The sequence below is a fragment of the Bacteroides sp. AF29-11 genome (assembly GCF_003602895.1).
Classification (GTDB): Bacteria; Bacteroidota; Bacteroidia; order Bacteroidales; family Bacteroidaceae; genus Bacteroides; species Bacteroides uniformis.
This window is the reverse complement of record NZ_QTLY01000001.1, coordinates 666,129-689,255: the sequence shown is the minus strand read 5'-3', so window position 1 is coordinate 689,255 and position 23,127 is coordinate 666,129. Positions and strand designations below refer to the sequence as shown.

The following is a 23,127-nucleotide window of genomic DNA, read 5'->3' as shown; positions in this document are numbered from 1 at the left end:
GAAACGGCTCTCTCTTTTGTGTCTGATAAGGGAGGATAATGTTTCCCGTTTATTATTTGTTGGCAATAACTGTTTCTGCAAGCATAAACCGGAGTAAAACCTATTCTTCCGGTGTCTCTTCAGCATCTTGTTCCGGATACTGTCCATCTTCTTCTTCTTCGTTGGTTTGTATTTTTCTGCTATGTTGCCTTATGAATTCGGAAGGGCTGATGTTGAACTCATCTTTAAAATGTTTGGAGAACACTTTGGGTGAGTTATAGCCCAATATGTAGGCAATCTCTGAGATTTGCATCTGGCTTTCTGTCAGGAGTTGTTGTGCCCGTTTCATGCGGATGGTCTTGATGAATTCGATGGGTTTCTTTCCCGTTATCTTAATCATCTTCTTGTAGAAGTAGCTGCGTGATATGTTCAGGCTGCTGGCAAGTTCCTCGACGGAAAATTCCGTTTCATTTATATTGTCTTCTACAATGGCGATGGCTTTTTCTATCAATTGCTGGTCAAGGGGGGTAATGGTGATGCGGCTGGGTTCGATCTTTATCTCCTGATTGAAGATTTCTTGCCGTTTTATATTCATTTCAATCATTTTGCAGATGCGGAGTTTTAGCACTTCCATGTTGAATGGTTTGGTAATATAATCGTCGGCACCGGTTTCGAGTCCTTCCAATTGGTGCTCTTCGCTTGCTTTGGCTGTTAAAAGTATTATGGGAATATGAGAATAATGTATGTCTTTTTTAATGTTTGAACACAGTTCCAGCCCATCCATTTCCGGCATCATGACATCGCTGATTATTAAATCTGCATCTTCTTTTTTTAAGATGGATAAGGCTTGTTTTCCATTGCTGGCTTTCAGTATATGATATTGTTTGGAAAGACTTTCAGAGAGAAACTTGAGAAAGTCGTAGTTGTCATCTACAAGCAGAATAGTGGATTGGCGAGATTCTTCTTCTGCCGATTGCATTTTGATTGTATCATCTTCTTCGATTACTTCACTGTTTTGGTGTAACGGGAATGTAATTAAAAAGATAGATCCGCAAGGATGATTGTCTTTGACACTGATTTTGCCATGATGCATTTTTATATATTCGGAGGCAATATGTAACCCAATGCCGCTGCCTCCGCTATTTGCCGGATTTTTGCTTGACTGATAAAATCGCTGGAATATTTTCTCCTTGTTTTCGTCTTCGATGCCGCAGCCGGTATCTGCGAATGTCAGTTCCAGATTTGATTCTTTCACCTCAATATTCATTGAGATACTTCCTTTGTTAGGAGTGAACTTAAAAGCGTTGGTTAGTATATTTGTACAGATTTTGCGCATTTTGTCATAATCAAAATCCATAAAAACAGAGTGTTGCGGGCAAGTGAGAGTATAGTTTATGCTCCTTTTTTGTGCTATCGGGTCAAAAGAGTAGAATATTTCGCTTAGAATGATGAGGATATTGTCATGTTTGCATTTCAGGCTCTCGGCTTTGGCATCCAGTTTTCTGAAGTCCAACAACTGGTTGATGAGTTCCAGCAAGTAGTTGGCGTTCTGCTTTACCATGTCAAGTATGCCTTTTCGGTGTTCGGGATGGTTTTCGAGAAATTCTTCAAGCGGATTAATAATCAGTGATAAAGGGGTGCGTAGTTCATGACTTATATTGGCGAAGAACTGTAGTTTCATGTCATTGATTTTTTGTTGTTTTTCATTTTCTATTTCAACAGTTTGTAGAATCAATTTTTGTTTGTGACGCATGCGCAGGCTTCGAATAACCAGTAAGATTAGGCACATGGCGATACATGTATAAATTGTGTATGCCCACCAAGTGCGCCATAGGGGAGGAAGGATATTGATTTTCAATTCTTTGATGTTTGGACTCCAAATGCCTTGTGAGTTGCATGCTTTTACAGATAATGTATAGTCTCCGGCAGGCAGCATAGACAGATTGACCTTATTGTTGTCTGCGTACACCCAGTCAAAGTTTCTTTGGTTAATTTTATAGGCATATTTTATTTTGTCTGTTTCTGCAAAGTCAAGTGCAGAGAAAGATAAAATGAATGAATTTTCTTTTTCAGTAAAAGAAAGGGTCTGTGTGCATTCAAGTGAACTTTCATTCGATAAGTTGGGATGGTATATTCCTGATTTGAGTTCAATCCCTGTCAGGTAGATGTTTGCGTGGTAGTCTGTTGCTAAAATTTCTTGGGGAATGATTGTCTGATATCCTTTGGGGGTACCTATTAAGATATTGCCATTGTCCAACTTGAGTATAGCATGTATATTGGTGTCATTGCATATTAATCCGTCTTTTATGGTATAATTCACAATGTAATATTTTCCATTTACTATTTGGACTCGTGAAATACCGTTTCCCGTACCGATCCACATTTGTTTGTTGTTGTCTTCTATAATAGCTTTGACGAAGTTGGTGGCAAGCCCACTCTTCTGGTCAAGAAAAAGGATGGAATCGTTCTTCTGGTCCCAGACACTTATTCCATGTGAATGGCCTATCCAAAGAAGGTTGCGGCTGTCTTTGTAGACAGTAAGGATATTCTTTTCGCTGAAGTGGTTGTCTTCATCGAAAAGGCTATAGGTTTGGTTTTCTGTATCAATGATGATCAATCCTCCGTTGGAAGCTACATAAAGATATTTGTCGCTGTCATAGTACATATCTCGGATGAAAAACTCTCCGGGGCGATACAGAACTGTGTCGAACTCTTCGGTTTCGGGGTTCAGCCTTTGAACGTAACCTCTCATTGTCCCTATCCATATATAACCATATTTGTCGACTTTTACTGTATATACGTTGTTTTCGAGCAAGTGGCTGTTGCTTACTGTATACTGTTTGATTTTCCCTTTTGAGTAGCACAAGAGTCCTTTCTGATAAGTTCCGATCCACAAACGGTCTTTGGAGTCTATGGATAAATCAACCACAATATTGGCAGGGGTTGGTATTTTTTCATATAAGTCACTTGCCAATGATTGGCGGATTAAACCTGTACCATCCGTACCGTAATATATAAATTCCTGATCGGTGTCTTTACAGAAGGTCAGGATGTCATTGTACTCTGGAGACTTGTTGCACAGTATGATTTGAGACATCGGACTGTAATAGGATATGCCGTGTTTAAAGTTGCCTATATATACAATTCCATCTTTGTCTTGATAGATTGTACTAAGGTTGTTACTGGCAATGGTATGCTGCTTTAGAGGGGTATGGGTCAGGTTGGTAATTGATTTGTTCAAGGTATTGTATATGAATAGGCCCTTGTGGCTGGTAAGTATCCATACGTTTCCATTGCCTATGTCCAGGATGCGTTGTATCCGGTTATATTGCATGTCCTGGCCATTGTTTAACTTTATTTCTTCCCATTGCCGGGTGAAGCTGTTTTTGTGCAATAGCAGGCTGTTCTGGTATGTATATAACCATATATTCTCGTTCCGGTCGGTATAAATATGAGGCTCGTGGTTTTTCAATAAAGGTATGAATGTTGTAGGGATGGCGATTTCTTTGGTTTCAGAGGTCTGCTTGTCTATACTGTATAATGCGCCGTCGGAGTACATTATATAGATGGACTGTACTGCAATAGATATGTTTGAGATTTTTTCAGTTTGTAGGGGAAAAACCTTGATGGGGTTCTTGTCTTCATTTTGTAAATAGAGCTTGCTACGGTTGTAGGCCCAGAATTCATTTCTGGGAGTCATGCCTATTCTTTGAATGTTTTTGCTTGGTATATGTTTCTTTTCAAGTACGGACTTGTAATCGTTGCTGATTTTCCCTGTTTTATAGTCATAAATGCTGTATTCGTTGGCTGTTTTAATCCATATGTTGCCTTGCGGCCCTTCAAAAACTTCAAAGATGGCATCATCGGATAGTCCTGAATTACTTTGATAATATTGATGGAATGAGTAACCGTCGTATTTGTTGAGCCCTGATTCAGTTCCTATCCACAAAAAGCCTCTACTGTCCCTGAAGATGCTTCGGACACTATTGTTGGAGAGCCCTTCTGATATGGAAAGTTGTTTAAACATCATGGTTAGTGTTTTCTCGTTCGTATTTCCTGAAGTGGTGAGTATAACACACAAGATATAAATGGCGGTTGTGAATAGGCGCTTCATGTATTTCTTAATTTTAAATTAGGAAGGTTAACAATATCATAATTCAAAATTAAAAATAATATTCTGATTAGGCAAGACTATTTTTGTGTATATATTGAGGATTATGTCATTTGTTTGTTGAAAAATAATGTATTGTTTGTTTCCAAAGGTGCCGAAATGTGCATTGTGAAACAAAATTGGGTATTAAAAGACATTTTTATAACCTATGTTTCGCTTTGGAAAGGAATATATTTGGCAGCAAAATCACTTAATTCTAATATTATGATAAAGAAAATTTTAACGGTGGCGATGCTTGTGTGCACTTGCAGTAGTTCATTGGCACAGCCGCATGTCAATGATGGTACTTCGTATTTGATGAATCAGGCTTTGGATATGAGTACGGACTTCCTTGATTTAAGTAATACTTTATTCTTTGCAGACCATCTGGAATCATTCGACGTTAAGTCGGGTGAAGGACTGGTGAATTGGAAACGGGGGCATTTAATGCCACGTCAGGCTTTCAATACCAACGGTGCGCAACCCCGTAAAATGAGAATGCTCGATTTTCCTTTTACTGCTTATGAGAATGACCCGAACTTAAAATTTAAGATTGACTTTGTAACTCCGCGTACAGTACGTATTCGTATGCTTACTACTCCAGTGGAACCTAAGGTAAGTACATCCATTATGCTGGCGAAGGAACCGGGTAAAGATGAAAGTTGGAAGGTAACCGAAACGGAAAATACCATTGTCTATGCCGGTAATTATGGAACTGTACAAATAAACAAGAATCCTTGGAGGGTTGTATTGAAAGATAAGACAGGACGTATATTAAGTCAAACCGTTACTTTGCGTGATGCTGATTCTACGCAAGTGAAGTATACCCCTTTCAGTTTCATTAAAAGGGGAAGCGACAATGCTCGTCGTATCAATCCCGTGTTTACTCTGACTGCAGATGAGATGATTTTTGGCTGTGGCGAGTCTGCTACAGGGTTGAACAAAGTGGGGCAGAAAGTAAATCTGTTTGTTACAGACCCACAAGGTCCGGAAACAGACCAGATGTACAAGCCCATTCCTTTCTTTATGAGCAATCGGGGATATGGTATGTTCATGCATACTTCCGCACCTGTCACTTGTGATTTCGGTGCTACTTATATCGGGCTGAACAAAATGTTTATGGGCGACGAAAACTTGGATTTGTTCGTATTCTTCGGTGAGCCGAAAGACATCTTGGATGAGTACACTGATTTGGTAGGAAAACCGGGTATGCCTCCATTGTGGTCTTTTGGTACATGGATGAGCCGTATCACTTATTTCAGTGAAAAAGAAGGTTATGATGTGGCTGCTAATATCCGCAAGAATAAGTATCCGTGCGATGTTATTCATTTTGATACTGGTTGGTTTGATGTAGACTGGCAATGCGATTATAAGTTTTCTGAAAACCGTTTCCAGAATCCCCAGCAGATGCTGAAGGACCTGAAGTCGCAAGGGTTCCATGTTTGCTTGTGGCAGTTGCCCTATTTTACTCCCAAGAACCGTTATTTCCCTGAACTGATAAAGAAGGACATGTATGTAAAGAATGGTAATGGGGAACTTCCTTATGAGGATGTGGTGCTCGATTTCTCCAATCCGGAGACTGTAAAGTGGTATCAGGACAAGTTAGCCGGACTGCTGAATATCGGTGTGAGTGCCATCAAGGTTGACTTTGGCGAAGCGGCTCCGCTGAACGGTATTTATGCTTCGGGCAAAAGTGGTTGGTATGAGCACAATCTCTATCCGGTGCGCTACGACATGGCAGTATCCGAGATAACCAAGAAGCTTCATAATGAAAATATTATGTGGGCCCGTGCTGCGTGGGCCGGTTCACAACGCTATCCGTTGCATTGGGGCGGTGATGCTGCTACGACGAATACGGGTATGCTGGGTACACTCCGTGCCGGTTTGTCCTTCGGTTTGTCAGGTTTCTCTTTCTGGAGCCATGATATGGGTGGATTTGTAAAGTCTACTCCCGAAGATTTGTATTGCCGTTGGTTGCCGTTCGGTTTTCTGACTTCTCATACTCGTGCACACGGTGCACCTCCGACAGAGCCGTGGTTGTACGACAGCAAGCGTGTACAGGATGTTTTCCGCAAAAGTGCAGAGATGAAATATCGGCTGATGCCTTATGTTTATGCCCAAGCCAAGGAATGTACTGAAAAAGGCTTGCCGATGTTGAGAGCTTTGTTCGTGGAATTCCCTGATGACCCTGGAGCATGGAAGGTGGACGATGAATATCTCTTCGGTTCGCAGATTCTGGTTGCCCCCTTGCTCGAATCCGGTATAACCGGCCGCACCGTTTACCTTCCCGAAGGAAAGTGGATAGACTATCAGACGGAGAAAGTGTATGAAGGCGGATGGCACAGGATTGAAGCAGGCAGCCTGCCGATAATCATGCTGGTGCGCGACGGTTCGGTGCTTCCTCATCTGAAGTTGGCGCAGTCCACCTCTGAGATGGATTGGAGCAAGATGAGCCTGAAAGTGTATAGTGCCGATAAGAAACAGGCGGAGGGCTTGATATGCCTGCCTACAGACAACCGCATTCAGGTAGTGAAAGTGGATTGCGCAAAGGCGAAACCGCAGTTGCTGAATCAGGTTGAAGGCACTTCCCTGAGTTTCTGAACTTAATCTTTGAAAATCTATATTTAATCCACTCCTGCCGGTAGGCCGGGAAAAGAGTAAACCTTTTTTGCCACTATAGTGGCAAAGTCTTGCCATCACATTGGCAAAACTTAGCCAACGGCTTGGCAAGACCGTGCCAGCAAACTGGCAAAACTCTTATTCCTGGTATATTCCAAGCAGGGTCTTTGTTAAACCTAAGTATTTAGTATTTATGAGAAATGTGATGAAGTATTTGGGCATCATGTCAGTATCGCTGGCATGCGCCGGACCTCTCTTTGCAACAAGCGGATATCCGTTTGCAAGTGTCGCTGTAGTGCAGCAGAGTGTAGCCACCGTAAAGGGACAAGTGGTAGATGAGAAGGGCGAACCCATTATCGGTGCCAATGTCATCGTAGAGGGTACGACGAACGGTATGATTACCGATTTGGACGGAAACTTCTCTTTGCAGTGTCCCGTAGGCTCTACGCTGAAAGCCAGTTACATCGGTTATCTGACAAGGACCGTTAAAGTAACCGGAAACATGAATGCCTTGAAGATTATCTTGAAAGAAGATGCCGAAACATTGGAAGAAGTGGTGGTGGTAGGTTACGGTACGATGAAGAAATCCGACCTGACCGGTTCCGTTACTTCTGTAAATGCAGAGGAGATGATGAAACGTAATCCGGTGAACTTGGGACAAGGTCTGCAGGGAGCTGCCGCCGGTGTTTCCGTCATCCGTTCCTCCGGTTCGCCCGACGGGGGATTCAACATCCGTATTCGTGGTGTAGCCACCGTAAACGGTAGTTCCGACCCTCTTTATGTAGTGGATGGAGTGCAGGTCGGTACTTCCATTGACTTTCTTAATCCAAACGATGTGGAGAGCATTGAAATCCTGAAAGATGCCTCTGCTACTGCCATTTATGGAACGCGCGGTGCCAATGGTGTTATCATGATTACCACTAAAAACGGAAGCAAGGGCAAGGCACAAGTCAACTTCTCTGCCAACTATTCTCTTCAATTCAACAACAACAAGATAGACGTGGCCGATGCAGATCTCTTTGCCAAGGCAGTACGCGAATCTTGCCGTAACGGTTCGGTCATGACCAATCTGGCTTTTGGCGAAGAGTACATTGGCAAATTGAATAGCATTGACTGGCAGGATGAAATGTCACGTACAGCGTTGCAGCAGAACTATAATCTCTCCGCTTCGGGTGGTACGGAAGCCACGCAAGCCAACCTTTCGGTGGGATATCTGAATAATGAAGGTGTTGTCATTGAATCTTATTTCAAACGTCTGACAGCCCGTGCCAATATCACTCATAAAGTGAAAGATTTCATTCATGTGGGATTGAACTTGAACTATACACATGCCCAGCATCACTTCAGTGGCAATATGCGTAGTTATGCGCAAGCCATTCCTACGATGGACTATGTAGAGAATGGAGTCTTTTATTCTATGCCTATCGTTTTGCCCGACGGTTCATGGGGACATTATAAACAAGAGTCTGATGGTGACATCAACAAGGGGGCCGACAACCTGGTGGCTGCAGCCAAGACCAGAACCGACCAGATTTCCAAATGGGACCGTTTGGTGGCCAGTGCATTCCTGCAATTGGACATTGCAAAGGGATTGACTTTTAAAACCATCGGTAGCTACAACTATTTCACAAAAGGTTATGATGGATATACCCCTTATAATCCTCGTACATTTGGTTCGAAAGACCGTAAGGACAGTTATTCTATCAATCAGAATCAGAACTCGGAGATTGCCTTAGAATCGTTTGTCAACTATGACTGGTCGAATGCCCATCATCGTGTAAGCGCTATGGCAGGTTTCTCTATCAGCGATACGGACGGTGTCTGGCTGAATACCAGTGCCAGTGATTTCCCGGCTGACAACATTCGCCAGATTTCTTTGACAAACGACCCCAGCTCCAAGAATACAAATGGGGGACGTGACTTGAAGACCCGTTATCAATCTTATTTCGGACGTCTGACCTACAGTCTGAATGACCGTTATATACTGACGGCTACAGTACGCCGCGACGGTTCTTCCAACTTCGGTTCGGGCAACCGGTACGGTACTTTCCCTTCCGCTTCTTTGGCATGGCGCTTGTCAGAGGAGAACTTCATCAAGAATCTGAATCTTTTCAGCAACCTGAAGATACGTGCAGGTTGGGGGCAGACCGGTAATGCGGGTAGCGGAACCAGTCTTTCTGTCCCTCAGCTCTCTTCTTTGGATTGTATGTACTATGTGATGGCCGGGGGCGGCATGATGAATGCAGCCGGTATTGCACAGCAAAAGGAAATTGATACCAACCTGAAGTGGGAGACCAACGAGCAGACCAACATCGGTCTGGACATGGCCTTTATGAACAACGAGCTTTCATTCTCGGTGGACTACTTTATCCGTGACTCGAAAGATTTGCTTATTTATCGTCAGATCCGTCCTTCTACCGGTTTTACTTCTGTGTATACCAATGCCGGACATATCCGTAACAAAGGTTTTGAGGTCAGTGCTGCGTGGAATAAGAGTTTCGGTGATTGGAATGTAGGAGTACGTGTGAATGGTTCTACCTTGAAGAATGAGGCGGTAGAGGTGGGCGACCCTATTTTCTATAAAAACAACAGTTATGGTACGCAGGATGGTGATGACTGGGACAATCACTCCATCACACAGAACGGTTATGCCGTAGGTTCTTATTATGGCTGGAAAGTGGCCGGTATTTTTCAGAACCAGCAGGAGATTGATGCCTTGAATGCTCAATCGCCTACAGGCAAGTACCAGGATGGTGACACCGCTCCGGGTGACTTCAAGTATATCGACCTGAATGGCGACGGCCAGATTACAGACGAAGACCGTACGGTTATCGGTAATGGTTTCCCGACTCTTTCCTACGGTTTGAACCTTACTGCCTCTTACAAGAATTTCGACTTTTCAATGAATATGTATGGGGTAGCCGGAATGGATGTCTATTCTTACAGCGCTGCCCGTCTGACTTCTATGTATGGTCCTGACGGCGGTTACCAGAACGTTCTGGCAGAATATGTGAAGAATGCCTGGACTCTTGAGAATCCCAATGGCAAATATCCGCGTATCACCAAGGGCGACCACAATAAGAATCACCGTTCCAGTGACGCTTTCATTAAGAAAGGCGATTATTTGAAGATTTCGAACATTCAGTTTGGCTATACTTTCCCGAAGAATTTGGTAAAGCACGCGAAGATGGAGAATGCCCGCATGTTTGTCAGTGCAGACAACATATTGACGCTTTCTTCGTATAACAAATGGGGTGATCCGGAAGTCGGTTCGGACAGAGTGCTGCTGACAGGTTTCGATGGCGGACGCTATCCGTTCCCGTTATCCGTCTCTTTCGGTGTGAGTGTACAATTCTAATCTAATACTTAACAGATAAACAAATCATATTATGAGAAAAAGTTTTTACCATATATTGTTGTTGGGTGCTCTCACCTTGGGTACTACCAGTTCTTGTGATGACTATTTGGAAGTCGATCATTACGATATTCTGCCCGAAGATTTCATGTACCGGAATGAGGCAAATATAAAGTCGGGGCTTTATGGTATTTATGATACTTTTTATACCTATCAAGGCAGTGATAATAGTGGCGATGATACGACATGGGGATTTAAGCCCAATGTATTTATTGCCGGACACAGTACGATGGATTGCCAGGCGTCCGGCTGGGATGCCGAATGGCAACGTCATGCGGTATTAGCCAATAAAGGTTCGCTGGATACGGCTTGGCGTATGAGCTATAAGGGTATTGACCGTGCCAACCGTTTTCTGGCCGGATTGCAGAATGTGGACGTTTCCGTGCTTTCTGCCGAAAAGAAAGTGCAGTTTGAAGCCGAGGCGCGTGCCATTCGTGCATACAATTACTTGTATTTGTCAAAAGTCTTTGGCCCTGTCCCCATGTTGCTTACGGGTGAGACTTATACAACCAGTGCAGGAAAGGCGCGTCCTGAAAATCTGGAAGGCACTTATCAGGTTATTGAGGAAGACCTTAAGTTTGCCATGGAAAAGCTGGATTGGGAACCTGCCGATGGAGAATACGGTCGTATTACGAAAGGTTTCTGCAAGGCATTTTTGGCAGAACTCTATATGTATCAGAAGAAATTTACTGAAGCCAAGAAGGAATTGAATGACATTATTACCAGTAATACCTATGCATTGGAGCCGTGCTATGCCAATCTTCATGCCTGGGACAACCATTGGACAAAAGAATCCATTTTTGAGGTGGCTTATCATATTCACGGCAATATGAATTGGGGAGGCAACAGCCACGATGACGGCAAGATATGGTATGGCTATATGTGTGCCGCTCCCGAGTATGGCGGTTGGGGGTCCTTGGCTCTGTCTTGGGAGTATTATCGCTCTTTTGAGCAGGGAGACAAGCGCAAGGAGTATACTTGTGTAGGTACGGGTGACGTACATCCTATTACCAATGAAAAACTGGGTACCAATCCCTCTTACAGCGGATATGTACAAGGCTCTGAAAATGTACCTTGTGTATATTCACTGAAGTATTGGAGAAAGCAACCGGGTAAGGACGGGTTTGTGTATTGCCCGATTTCATTGACTTTCAAACGATATGCAGGCGTATTGCTGGATTATGCTGAATGTTGTTTCGAGACGGGTGAGGAAGCGACCGGATGGGAGATGATCAGACAAGTGCGTAATCGTGCGTGGGGTAACTTGGAAATTGGTGTACAAGCCATTGATTTCCCGCAGGCAATGTTGAATACGACAGTTGTCGATGTACCCGATGCAAAGACTGTTTATGCTGAATATAAGACGCGGAAAGGGTATACAAGTGATGTATGGAAAGTGGCTTTGACACAAGAACGCCGTCATGAGCTCAATGCAGAGTTCTCTTTATATTTCGACCTTTGCCGTATGGGGTTGGCTGAAGAATGGTTCAGATGCGAATACCCGAAAACAAAAGCCAATTCTACACCGGAGGAGTGCTGGGAAACTGGCGATTCTTTCCGTTATTTTGAGCATCAGAAATATCAGGAGATTTTCCCAATACCTACTAATGAGATTCTTAATAATCCTCTCATCAATTCGGAGGACCAGAATGAGGGATATTGATGACTCTAAAATTGTGCTAAGAATAGACAATTATATTGTTCTGTTATTCTGAACGAAGTGAAGAATCTCTTCTACAGAAAAGAGATTCTTCACTATGTTTGGGGTATGTATTCCTGAATGAGCAAATCAGATGATTAAGTGTCCACAATTTAAACTTGTAGTTAAGTATGGCAAGAAAAACATTTTGTTTCCTTCTATTTATATGTATGGGCGTGTGTGCATGTACTGTTCGGCATAATTCGTTACGGTCGACATTGTGTGCGGAAATTGTTGCCAATGTGCAGGACAGCGTGTTGCCGTTTTGGATGGATTATGCAGTGGCGCCTGACGGCGGTTTTTATGGTATGGTATTACGGAATGGTACTCCGGTGGTAGATGCTCCCAGAGGAGGGGTGCTGAATGCCCGGATTCTGTGGAGCTTTTCTGCTGCATACCGTACATTTGGAGATGAATCCTATCTGAAACTTGCCGACAAGTCTCAGCGTTATTTCATCGATACATTCATAGATAAGGAGAACGGTGGGGTATATTGGCTGGTCAATCCCGATGGTGAGATAGTGAATGCTTCTAAATATACTTATGCCATGACCTATGCCATCTATGGACTGGCAGAGCACTATCTGGCGACGGGTAACGACGAAAGTCTGAAAACTGCTATTAGTTTGTATCATGTCTTGGAAGAAAAAGGTCGCGAACCGCAATATGACGGTTATGTGGAATCCTTTACCGAAAATTGGGAGAAATTGGAGCGATATGACAATAATGCTCCCAAGACCATGAATGCCCATCTGCATGTGTTGGAAGCTTATACCCTTCTATATCAGTGCTGGAAAGACAATGGCTTGAAGAAAAGGCTTGAGTTTTGCGTCGATTTGTTCATCAACCGCATTTACGACCCGTCAAGGAAGCATTTCAATCTGTTCTTTGATAATGAGTGGAACAGTCTGGTCGAAATGGATTCTTACGGACATGATGTTGAGACCGGATGGTTGCTTTGTGAGGCTGCCCGTACGCTGGAAAATCAGGACTTGATAGAACAGACAAATCAGCTTGCATTGGATGTGACGGAAGCTTGTCTGGCTGAAGGAATGAGTGATAAAGGCTATATGATTTACGAGAAGAAAGGTGACAGAAAAACCAAGCATGCCTCATGGTGGGGCCAGATTGAAACGGTGATAGCTTGTGTCAATGCTTGGCAAATCAGCGGGAGTGACGTTTATCTACAATCGGTTGATACGGTCTGGACTTTTGTCAAAGACCATATGGTGGACAAGGAATACGGGGAATGGTATAGCGACTGTTTCGACGGAGAGCCTAAAAAGGAGGCTCCCAAAGTAAGTATGTGGCGTTGTCCATATCATACGGTACGCTTGGGAGTGGAAATGTATAATCGTTTAAAATAATACGTATGAAGAAATTGATAATAGGTGCGGCATCACTGATGCTTTGTGCAGGTTTGCAAGCCCAGGACTTCAAGATTAACCCGTCGGGGTATTTTGAAAACCACGGGGCCAATGTGATGGTTTTCAGTGATGTCTATCCTGAAGGACACCAAGGGGGTGTCACCTTGGTTTTGAATGGAGACCGCAGGGCCGCAGGCGGTGATGTGCGTTTCGAGATTTCGCAGGGGCAGTGGCAGGGATTGCCCAAGATGAGGAAACGGGTGGTGGATGAGGCTGCCAACGAAATCCGTGTCACACTGAGCTATCCTGACTCGGCCAAGCATATGGCGGGGTTCAATCCGATGCTCTATCCGGATTTTGCTTTCGGCTATACTATCAAGGTGAAAGGGGAAAAGGACTATCTGGTATTGACTGTTGATTTGGACCGGCCGGTTCCGGAGCGCTTTGCCGGGAAGCTCGGTTTCAATCTGGAGCTGGTGCCTTCTACCTTGTTGGGCAAGCCCTGGATTATGGATAACCGGACGGGTGTTTTCCCTCATCAGGCGATGGGGCCCACCATGAAGCAGACCTCCAATATGGAGCATATCGGAGACTTCAATCCTAAGGGGAAAGCCAGCCTGGACCAGTTGCTTCTGGACCGGAAGACTTATAATCCGATGATTGCCGATGATATTGTCTCTGCCCCTCTTGCCGCGGGAAAAAAGTTTGTGCTCAATCCGCAGGATGAGTTGGCAAAGATTACGATTGAGAGTGAGAAGGGAGATTTGATGCTGTATGACGGACGGATAAACCATAATAACGGTTGGTTTGTGCTTCGTTCGGAATTTCCGGCAGGAACGAAAGGGAATGCGGTAAAATGGATTATCCGTCCCACAGTTACCAAGGAGTGGCGCTATGCACCGGTAGTACAGACTTCCCAAGTGGGTTATCATCCCGGACAGAAGAAAGTGGCTGTCATCGAATTGGACAAACGGGATACAGATTTCCGGCAACCTGCCCTCTACCGTATTGCGGCCGACGGCAGGAAACTGGTGAAACAGCAGGCTGCCAAGGATTGGGGAGATTTCCAGCGTTACCATTATTTGCAGTTCGACTTTACGGAAATTACGGAAGAGGGACTTTATCAGGTGATGTACGGTGATGCGGCTTCTCCGGTGTTCCGTATTGCAAAGGATGTTTGGGATAAAGGAATCTGGCAGGCGGAGGTGGAATATTTCCTGCCGGTACAGATGTGTCACATGCGTGTCAACGAGAAGTATCGTGTATGGCATGACTTCTGTCACCAGGACGATGCCCGAATGGCCCAAACGAATATCAATCACATTGACGGATATAGCCAGGGACCTTCTACTCTGTGTAAATATCAGCCGGGCGATCTTGTTCCGGGATTGAACGTAGGCGGTTGGCACGATGCAGGCGATTATGACCTGCGTGTGGAGTCGCAGGCAGGTGAAGCCTATATCCTCGCTATGGCTTGTGAGAATTTCGGTGCCTACTGGGACGAGACTTCCATTGATTTCGAAAAACGGATTGTAGAGATACACCAGCCTGACGGGAAAAACGACTTGTTACAGCAAGTGGAAAACGGGGCTTTGACCGTAGTAGCCGGTTGGAAGGCATTGGGACGCCTCTATAGAGGAATTTTGTGTCCTACTGTACGGCAATATGCACACTTGGGAGATGCTTCGGCCCATACTGATCATGTCAGTGGAACGGCTGATGACCGTTGGGTGTTTACGGAAGACAATCCGGGACGTGAGTTACAGGTGGCCGCTTGGCTGGCAGGTATTTCACGCGTGCTGAAGGGACATAATGATACTCTGGCGGCAGATTGTCTGGAAATAGCCCGTGAGCTGTTTAAGATTACACGTTGTGATAACAATTGGATACTGACAACGAAAGTACATGCCGCCGTAGAGCTTTATCTGGCAACGAAGGAAGCCGGGTACCGCGATTTCGTTTTGCAGCAGCAGGATTTCATCTGCAAGAATATCCGTCAGACGGGCTGGTTCATCGGACGGTTCGACCAAGCTGTGGGCAATGTCCGTTTCAGCAAGGCTATTCGTAAGGCATTGCCGGAGTTACAGGCCATGTATCAGGAGTATAGCAGTAAAACCCCGTATGGAGTGCCACACGACAGAGGTAACCGTTCTTCCGGTTCATGGGAGCCTCAGCATTTGGGCTATAACTACTGTTATTTACATGCTGCTTATCCTGACTTATTTACACCGGACTACATTTTTAATGCCGTCCAGTATCTGCTGGGTATGCATCCGGGACGTAACCAGGCAGCTTTTGTAACGGGAGTTGGTGCCGAAACGATGAAGGCCGCCTATGGTGTCAATCGTGCTGATTGGTCTTATATCCCGGGTGGAGTTTCTCCGGGTACTAATCTGATTCGTCCCGATCTACCCGAACTGCTTCATTTTCCGTTCTTGTGGCAGGAAGGTGAGTATTGCCTGGGTGGACATGCTACGTGGTTTATGTATATGGTATTGGCGTCTAATAAAATATTGAATTGCAATGAATAGTAAAATAAAGGTAGATAAGTTTGTAATTGTAGTTTTTCTGCTCTGCATGGTTTGTAATATGACCATGCAGGCAAAAGCTTACGAGAGTTTCAAAGTATCCATTTATGTCCGTGCTTACGAGGTAGACAAGATGAAGGACATCCATTGGCTGGATTCTACCTGGAATGTGATTTCACAACAGTTGGAAGTGGACAAGATTTATCTGGAAACACACCGGGACTTGCTGGTTGTGGAGGATGCCACTCTGGAGCAGGCAAAGAAATTCTTTCATGACCGGGGTATAGAGACAGCTGGAGGTATTACCTATACCATCAACGAGGCAAACAGTTTCGAGACATTCTGCTATTCCAATCCCGAACACCGCAAGATGGTGCAAAAGATTGCGGAACACACGGCGAAACACTTTGATGAGTTTATTCTGGATGATTTCTTCTTCACCAGCTGCAAGTCCGACATAGAAATAAAGGCAAAAGGAATGCAGAGCTGGACGGACTACCGCTTGAAGCTGATGACCGAGGCCGGTCGTGACCTCGTGCTGAAACCTGCCAAGAAAGTGAATCCTCAGGTAAAGGTGATTATCAAATATCCCAACTGGTATGATCACTTTCAAGGTTTGGGATTTAATTTGGAGGAAGGTCCCCAGCTCTTTGACGGTGTCTGGACCGGTACTGAAACAAGGGACCCGGCAGGTAATCAGCATTTGCAGAACTATCTGAGTTATAATATTATCCGTTATTTCGATAACCTGCGTCCGGGTTATAACGGTGGGGGATGGGTCGATGTAGGTGGACTGAACATGGGTATGGACCGGTATGCCGAACAGCTTCATTTGACCATGCTTGCCAAGGCTCCCGAGATTATTCTCTTTGCCTATCACCAGCTTCTGGATGTGAAGTTGTCTCCTAAATACCGTACTCCCTGGCAGGGAATGGGTACCAGCTTTAACTATGATGAGGTGACCGCTCCCATCCGGTTGGAAGACGGCTCTTTGGTAGAACCTACCACGATGGCCCGTATAGCCGGTGTTGTGCTGAAACAAACGGATAAGTTGATTCATAAGCTGGGGAATCCGGTGGGTATAAAATCCTACAAGCCTTTTCATGCCGCCGGTGATGATTTCCTTCAGAACTATTTGGGCATGATAGGTTTGCCGATGGATATGCGTCCTGTTTTTCCGGAAGACCAGCAAGTGGTTCTGCTGACTGCACAAGCTGCACAGGATACGGAAATTATGGCTAAAATCAAGAGACAACTGCAAAGCGGGCGTGATGTGGTGGTTACGAGCAGTTTGCTGAAAGCCATTCCTGAGAAGCTTACAGAGGTAGCCGAGTTGCGTTGTACTGATTTGAAGGCTCTTGTCAATGATTTCGGCCGTTACGGGCAGTCCGGACGTGACCTGTTGATTCCGCAGGTGCAGTATTATACGAATGATGCTTGGGAGATGGTCAGTGCCGGTCGTCCGCTGACGGGTGGAGTTTCGGGCTATCCTATTCTGTTGAGAGCCCCGTATGCTACCGGTAATCTGTATGTTCTTACCATTCCCGACGATATGGGCAATCTGTATGATTTTCCGGCCAATGCCTTGAATGAAATTCGTCGCATTATGAGTAAGGACATAGGAGTCTGTCTGGAAGCTCCCTCCAAAGTAGGCCTGTTTGTATATGACAATAAAACGCTGGTGGTAGAGAACTTCAATGACGAACCGGTAGAGGTGCGTATCGTGACCGGTGATAAGGTGATGAAGCTGGAAAGCTTGGAGGATGGGACTGTTTTGAGTCCTCTTCCTGCCGGACCGGTGATACAGACCAGACGTCCGGTTACGCCTAAGAATTCTTTCCGTTTATTACTGTTGCCCCATTCATATAAGGCATTCCGATATAAATAATGGGTAAGAAGATTGCCGGGTGACTATTTGAAAGAGCAAGGAGGCTGGTTTACTGTAAAACCAACCTCCTTTGCTTATTCATGAGCATGCTTATGCTCCCCCAGTATTCTGTGTGGCAGTGTTCCGTGTCCCAATAACTCTATCGGGCAGTTGAAGTTCCGTTCCAGCCACTCCTCCGTGACACCGGTGTCGGGGTGGTAATCCAGCGTTTCGTTGACGCAAGCGATAGACTTGACTTGCTGCAATACCGTACCGATGTCATGGCTGACGAGGATGATGGCACATTCTTCATTGATTTCTGTCAGTAGTTCGTAGAGGCGGGCTTCAAAACGCTTGTCAATGTAGGTACTGGGCTCATCAAGAATCACGACCTGTGGGTCGGAGATGATGGCACGTCCCAGCAAGGCGCGTTGCAACTGTCCGCCGCTCAAGGCACCTATGGCGCGTTGTTCCATGCCTTCCAGTCCCATGCGGGCTATCACATGGCGGGCCTTTTCCCGGTGTCGGGTATTGAAGCGCGAAGCAAGTGGCTTTTGGCTGCTGAGGCCTGAAAGGATGACTTCTTCTACTGTAATGGGAAACTTCCGGTCGATGCTGCTGTACTGGGGCAGATACCCCATGGATAATCGAGTGTTGAGGGGTAGGCATTGAGAACCGGCTACTTCGGGTGACGGGGAATCGGTATGATAAAGTATCTCTCCGGCAGTGGGCTTCAGCAGTCCCAGGATGCACTTGATAAGTGTGGTCTTTCCTCCACCGTTGGGGCCGATGATACCCAGAAAATCACGTTCGTAGATAGTCAGGTTTACATCGTGCAACACAGTCCGGTTATCGTATCCGGCACTGAGGTTCTTTATTTCTATAATAGGAGATGCGAGCATGTTTTTTTCTTTATTCTCCTTCTCCTTTAGGGGAACGAGGGGTGAGCAGTGCTTGGGCCGTATTCATCATCTCCTCCTCCCAGTCGTATGAGAGGGGATTGATAGCCACCACCCGGGTTCCGGTCTGCTGGGCGATAAGGTCGGCATTGCGGCGGTCGAATTCCGGCTGTACAAAGATGACGCGTACCTTCTCCTTCTTGCAGGAGTTTATCAGGTTCTTCAGATGGGCGGGGGAGGGTTCCTTTCCACCTGCCTCGATAGGAATCTGGTGCAGGTTGTAGTCGCGGGCAAAGTAGGAAAGTGCCGGATGATAAATCATGAAGGCACGGTCGGCATTCGGACTGGAAAGCATCTGGCAGATGAGGCTGTCCGTATGCTCTATCCGCCGGATGAGTGCGTTGTAACGTTCCATGTAGGCGTTTTCATTGGCTTTGTCTATGGCGCAGAGTGCATTCAGAATATTTCCGGCAATGATTTGGGCGTTGATGGTGGAATTCCAGATGTGGGGTTCCACACCACCGGCGTGCGTATGGCCTTCGTGTACATGCCCGTCTTTATGATGATGTGCATGGGTATCGTCCAGAATAAGTTCCACATTCTCGGACATATCGAAGAATTGCAGGTGGGGAGCATTGTCCGTCAGTTTTTCCGTCCATGTCTGCTCGAAACCGATGTAGCCGATGCGGAAATAGGCCTTGCTTTGGGCAAGGTCGACAAGCTGCTGGGGCGTGGGGTCGTAGGTTTCCGGACTTGAACCTTTGGGCACCATGCTGACGACGGTGAATTCATCGCCGGCAATGGCTTCGGTGAAATACCGCAGCGGCTCGATGGTGACGGTAATCACGGGTTTATCGTCATTCTTCTTGTTCTGTTGGCCTCCTTGCTTGCACGAGAAGAGCAAGGTGGCTATGAGGAGTAAAAAACAAAACTTTTTCATTTACAATTTACTATTTACAATTTACAATTTGGCTGCGCTGTGGCAGGGGGCATCAACTATTCATTATCAACTATTCCTTATCCATTATCACTTCCTCTTTCTTTCCCCTCAGTATCTCCCGTTTCCCTCCGGGAGGACCTGGGAGACGCTCTACCTTGAATCCTACGGCTTGCAGCATGCGGCGTACTACTCCTTTGGCGCAGTAGGTGGTCAGCACGCCATCGGTGCTCATGGCGGCATGGATATTCCGGAAGACTTTTTCCTCCCACATTCCCGGTTGCTTTTCGGGTGCAAAGGCATCGAAGTAGACAACATCGAACGGAGATTTATTAATCATTAACAAACTGTCAATGCTTATTGTTTCGACATCTGCCCGCACTTTTCTCAGTGTGAAATAAGGAGTTATGGCAACTTCTTCTTCCCACGCAGCCCGATGCAGTTCCTCGAACAGAGGATTGTCGCTATATTTTAGCGCATCCACCTCCGGCCATGCAAGCGGATAGAGTTCGATACCGGTATAGTGCACAGGTCTCTTTTCCTTTTCGGCAGTTTCCAGTGTAAGCAGGGCATTCAGCCCGGTGCCGAAACCGATTTCAAGGATATGCGGGCGGGCAGTAGCGGATGCTTTCAGTCCCATGTCGATGAAGATGTGCTGTGATTCTGTACGTGCCCCCTTTACCGAATGATAATGTTCATTCAGTTCCGGTACAAACAGTGTCGCACTTCCGTCTTCCGTCTTCTCTATGATTCGTTGCATCACTTCTGCTTTTGTTGAATGTTTTTATTTAGTTTAATTCTCTGTGATTCAGCGTGTTGTTGCGCCTATATATCCAGCGTGCTGCATCTATACATCCAGCACGTTGCATCTATACATCCAACGCGTTGTATCTATACATCTATTGCTCAAACTCACTACATGTCAATAATTCATCATCGAAATGGCTCCTTGCAGTGCCCACAGCATAGCTATGTAGCGCACCAGTTTCCCTGCAAACATGGACGTGGTGGTCAGCATCAGATTACTGCGCATGAAGCCCAGTGCAATGGCTATGGCCTCTCCCACAAAAGGCAGAAAGGCGAAGAAAGCCATCAGTGCCCCTTTCCCTTGGAGGAAATGCTGCATCCGTTCTATCTTTTCCCTTTTTACCTTGAAATATTTCTCAATCCAGTCTATACGTCCCAGACGTCCCATGTAGTAGCACGTCATGCCTCCCAGCGTATTTCCCAAGGTGGCGGAGAGTACGCACAGTGCCGGGCTCAGACCGACCTTGACCAGTGCTACCATCACTATTTCGGAACTGAACGGAATGATGCTTCCTGCCAATAGGGCAGAGATGAACAGACCGACATATCCCCAGTCAATTAGCAGCTGTACGAGTGTATCTACAAAAGCGTCCATATGTTGAATCCTAATAGAATGAATAATCCGATAAATGCACAAATGAAGAATATATTGGAACTGCGGCTATTTGTCAGTACAAACAAGTGTCCCGCCAGGATGCTGACACCGATGAGCAGGAAGGACATCAGGTGGACACTCAATACCGGTTGCAGTCCGATATAGACAAAGATGCAGAAATTCAGCAGGATGAGGAAGTGTAGATAGCTTCGGGTGCGTATCTTGTCTTCATAGCCGGCAATGAGACAGTGTGCCGCGCTGACGATGAACAGAACAAGGAGATATCCGAGGGTGGCGAGTTCCCACGGCTGATAGTCGAACCGGGTGGGAGCGAAGGTCACCAGCTCGCGGAAGGGCTGGCAGAAGAGTTCCATTTGCCCGTAGTAGAGGGCGTGTCCCAGCAACAGCCAGTAGGGTACGCTCCATCCTACCAAGGAGGCGAAGAAACTTTTGGGTTGGAGAGACTGGAAGTTGTAGGCACCTATCCAGAAGATGGGGACAAACAGCATGAGCTGCGGAAAAAGCAGGCTGCCCAGTCCGATGAAGACAAAGGCGTGGAAGAGACTGCCTGTGGGCCGTGCCTGCTGGTAGCTCTTGAAGAGGAAAAACAGTGCCACCAGGAAGGAGGCGGCTGCCAAGTCTCCCGCATACAGCATGTGTAGGCTGGGGCAGACGGATATCAGCAGGAAGTAGACAGAAGTCTGTACCGATGCCCGCATCCGGATGATGGCGAACGTATTGTTGAGCTGTATTAGGAAGTACCCGATGACGGCATACAGAATAAAGCTGAAGAGACGGTTTGCCCAGGTGGGGATGCAGAAGTCGCAGAATGTTTCCCAAAGGGAATATCCGCTTTGCTGTGTCTCCGTCTCGGGCAACAGAACAGCGGTCAGTATCCAGCAGGATACTGAAATCAGGATAGCGGTGGGTAGTGTGAACCGCCCTGCCGTTATCCGGTTCTGGAATCTCTTCGTTCTCATTTATAAGTCAAATCCGATGTCGCGACGGAAATATTTCTTCTCGAAGTTTATCATGTCGGCCACGCGGTAGCTCTTCTGCAAGGCTTCTTCCTTTGTTTCACCATAGGAGCAGACGGCGATGACACGGCCACCGGCAGTTACGGTCTGTCCGTCTTTGGTGGCTGTTCCGGCATGGAAGAGGATGCTGTCCGTTTCGGCAGCCTTCTCGAATCCGGTCATCACCTTGCCCTTTTCGTAGGCTTCCGGGTATCCTCCGCTTACCAGCATGACGCAAGCGGCTGTGCGTGGGTCGAATTCCAGTGTACGCTGGTCGAGGTCGCCCTGGGCAACGCCTTCGAGTAGGTCTACCAGGTCGCTCTTGATACGTAGCATTACACTTTCGGTTTCGGGGTCGCCCATGCGGACGTTGTATTCAATCACCATCGGTTCGCCCTTCACGTTGATAAGTCCCAGGAAGATGAAGCCTTGGTAGCCGATTTCTTCTTCCAGCAGACCGTTTACGGTAGGTTCGATGATGCGGGTGCGTACTTTTTCCATAAATGTTTCGTTGGCAAAAGGTACGGGAGTAACGCTGCCCATACCGCCGGTGTTGAGGCCTTTGTCGCCTTCGCCGATACGCTTGTAATCTTTGGCTACGGGCAATACCTTATAGTGGCGGCCGTCTGTCATCACGAATACGGAACATTCGATGCCGCTGAGGAACTCTTCAATGACTACCGTGGCGCTGGCATCGCCGAACATGCCGTCCAGCATTTCCTTCAGCTCTTTCTGAGCTTCTTCCAGTGTGGGGAGAATCAGCACGCCCTTGCCTGCACACAGTCCGTCGGCCTTCAGTACGTAAGGCGCTTCGAGGGAAGCGAGGAAGTCGAGTCCCTCCTGCAAGTTGTCGGCGGTGATGCTCTTGTAGCGGGCAGTGGGGATGTTGTGGCGCATCATGAAGCCTTTGGCAAATTCCTTGCTACCTTCCAGTGTAGCACCTTTGGCGGTGGGGCCGATGATGTCGATATGGCAGGTGGCAGGGTCTTCCTTGAAGCTGTCGAAGATGCCTTGTACCAACGGGTCTTCGGGACCCACAACAATCATGTCGATTTCTTTCTCAAGGGCAAAGGCCTTGAGTGTGGGAAAGTCTGTCGCCTTCAGGTTCACATTCTCGCCTGCTTCGCTTGTACCTGCATTGCCGGGCGCAATATATAGTTTCTCTACTTTCGGGCTTTGGGCAATCTTCCATGCCAGAGCGTGTTCGCGGCCACCGGAGCCTAATAATAATACTTTCATGGGTTCATTT

At 46.3% G+C, this 23,127-nt stretch carries 13 protein-coding genes; 6 read left to right on the top strand and 7 right to left on the bottom strand.

Annotated elements, in window-relative coordinates:
- Positions 1-100: 100 nt before the first annotated feature.
- A complete protein-coding gene (locus DWZ03_RS02580) occupies positions 101-4,093 on the bottom strand; it encodes a two-component regulator propeller domain-containing protein (RefSeq protein ID WP_120128671.1) in 3,993 nt (1,330 codons plus the stop codon).
- A gap of 261 nt (positions 4,094-4,354) precedes the next feature.
- Here DWZ03_RS02580 and DWZ03_RS02575 point away from each other — a divergent pair, with 261 nt between their 5' ends.
- The 6 genes from DWZ03_RS02575 to DWZ03_RS02550 all read left to right on the top strand — a co-directional run bounded on the left by DWZ03_RS02575 (position 4,355) and on the right by DWZ03_RS02550 (position 17,645).
- Complete coding sequence (locus tag DWZ03_RS02575) at positions 4,355-6,730, top strand: alpha-xylosidase (protein WP_044468959.1); 2,376 nt, start codon at positions 4,355-4,357, stop codon at positions 6,728-6,730.
- Between the two features lie 211 nt (positions 6,731-6,941).
- Positions 6,942-10,106, top strand: a complete 3,165-nt coding sequence (locus tag DWZ03_RS02570) for a SusC/RagA family TonB-linked outer membrane protein (RefSeq protein ID WP_016272268.1) — start codon at positions 6,942-6,944, stop codon at positions 10,104-10,106.
- A gap of 31 nt (positions 10,107-10,137) precedes the next feature.
- Entirely contained in the window at positions 10,138-11,826 is a 1,689-nt protein-coding gene (locus DWZ03_RS02565) for a RagB/SusD family nutrient uptake outer membrane protein (protein ID WP_016272269.1), read from the top strand.
- 167 nt (positions 11,827-11,993) lie between these two features.
- Positions 11,994-13,229, top strand: coding sequence for an AGE family epimerase/isomerase (locus tag DWZ03_RS02560; RefSeq protein ID WP_057281478.1), 1,236 nt, complete (start codon positions 11,994-11,996; stop codon positions 13,227-13,229).
- A 5-nt stretch (positions 13,230-13,234) separates the two neighbouring features.
- Positions 13,235-15,760, top strand: a complete 2,526-nt coding sequence (locus DWZ03_RS02555; RefSeq protein WP_120128668.1) for a glycoside hydrolase family 9 protein — start codon at positions 13,235-13,237, stop codon at positions 15,758-15,760.
- Positions 15,753-17,645: a hypothetical protein gene (locus tag DWZ03_RS02550; protein ID WP_044467909.1), complete on the top strand. Its 1,893-nt coding sequence runs from the start codon at positions 15,753-15,755 to the stop codon at positions 17,643-17,645. The genes DWZ03_RS02555 and DWZ03_RS02550 overlap by 8 nt, the downstream gene beginning before the upstream one ends.
- Positions 17,646-17,719: 74 nt before the next feature.
- On the opposite strand, the gene DWZ03_RS02545 is transcribed toward DWZ03_RS02550, so the two are convergent.
- From DWZ03_RS02545 to purD, 6 genes are all read right to left on the bottom strand, one after another.
- Positions 17,720-18,526 (bottom strand): metal ABC transporter ATP-binding protein, encoded by an 807-nt coding sequence (locus tag DWZ03_RS02545; RefSeq protein ID WP_005834252.1) that lies wholly within the window; start codon positions 18,524-18,526, stop codon positions 17,720-17,722.
- Positions 18,527-18,536: 10 nt separating this feature from the next.
- A complete protein-coding gene (locus DWZ03_RS02540; RefSeq protein ID WP_120128666.1) occupies positions 18,537-19,463 on the bottom strand; it encodes a metal ABC transporter solute-binding protein, Zn/Mn family in 927 nt (308 codons plus the stop codon).
- 70 nt (positions 19,464-19,533) lie between these two features.
- Positions 19,534-20,220 (bottom strand): tRNA (5-methylaminomethyl-2-thiouridine)(34)-methyltransferase MnmD, encoded by a 687-nt coding sequence (mnmD, locus tag DWZ03_RS02535; RefSeq protein WP_120128663.1) that lies wholly within the window; start codon positions 20,218-20,220, stop codon positions 19,534-19,536.
- A gap of 162 nt (positions 20,221-20,382) precedes the next feature.
- On the bottom strand, positions 20,383-20,862 hold the full coding sequence (locus DWZ03_RS02530; RefSeq protein ID WP_005830979.1) for a YqaA family protein: 480 nt from the start codon (positions 20,860-20,862) through the stop codon (positions 20,383-20,385).
- Complete coding sequence (locus DWZ03_RS02525) at positions 20,847-21,842, bottom strand: hypothetical protein (RefSeq protein WP_005834261.1); 996 nt, start codon at positions 21,840-21,842, stop codon at positions 20,847-20,849. Before DWZ03_RS02525 ends, DWZ03_RS02530 begins: the two co-directional genes overlap by 16 nt.
- Entirely contained in the window at positions 21,843-23,117 is a 1,275-nt protein-coding gene (gene purD / locus DWZ03_RS02520; protein WP_120128661.1) for a phosphoribosylamine--glycine ligase, read from the bottom strand.
- Positions 23,118-23,127: the final 10 nt, after the last annotated feature.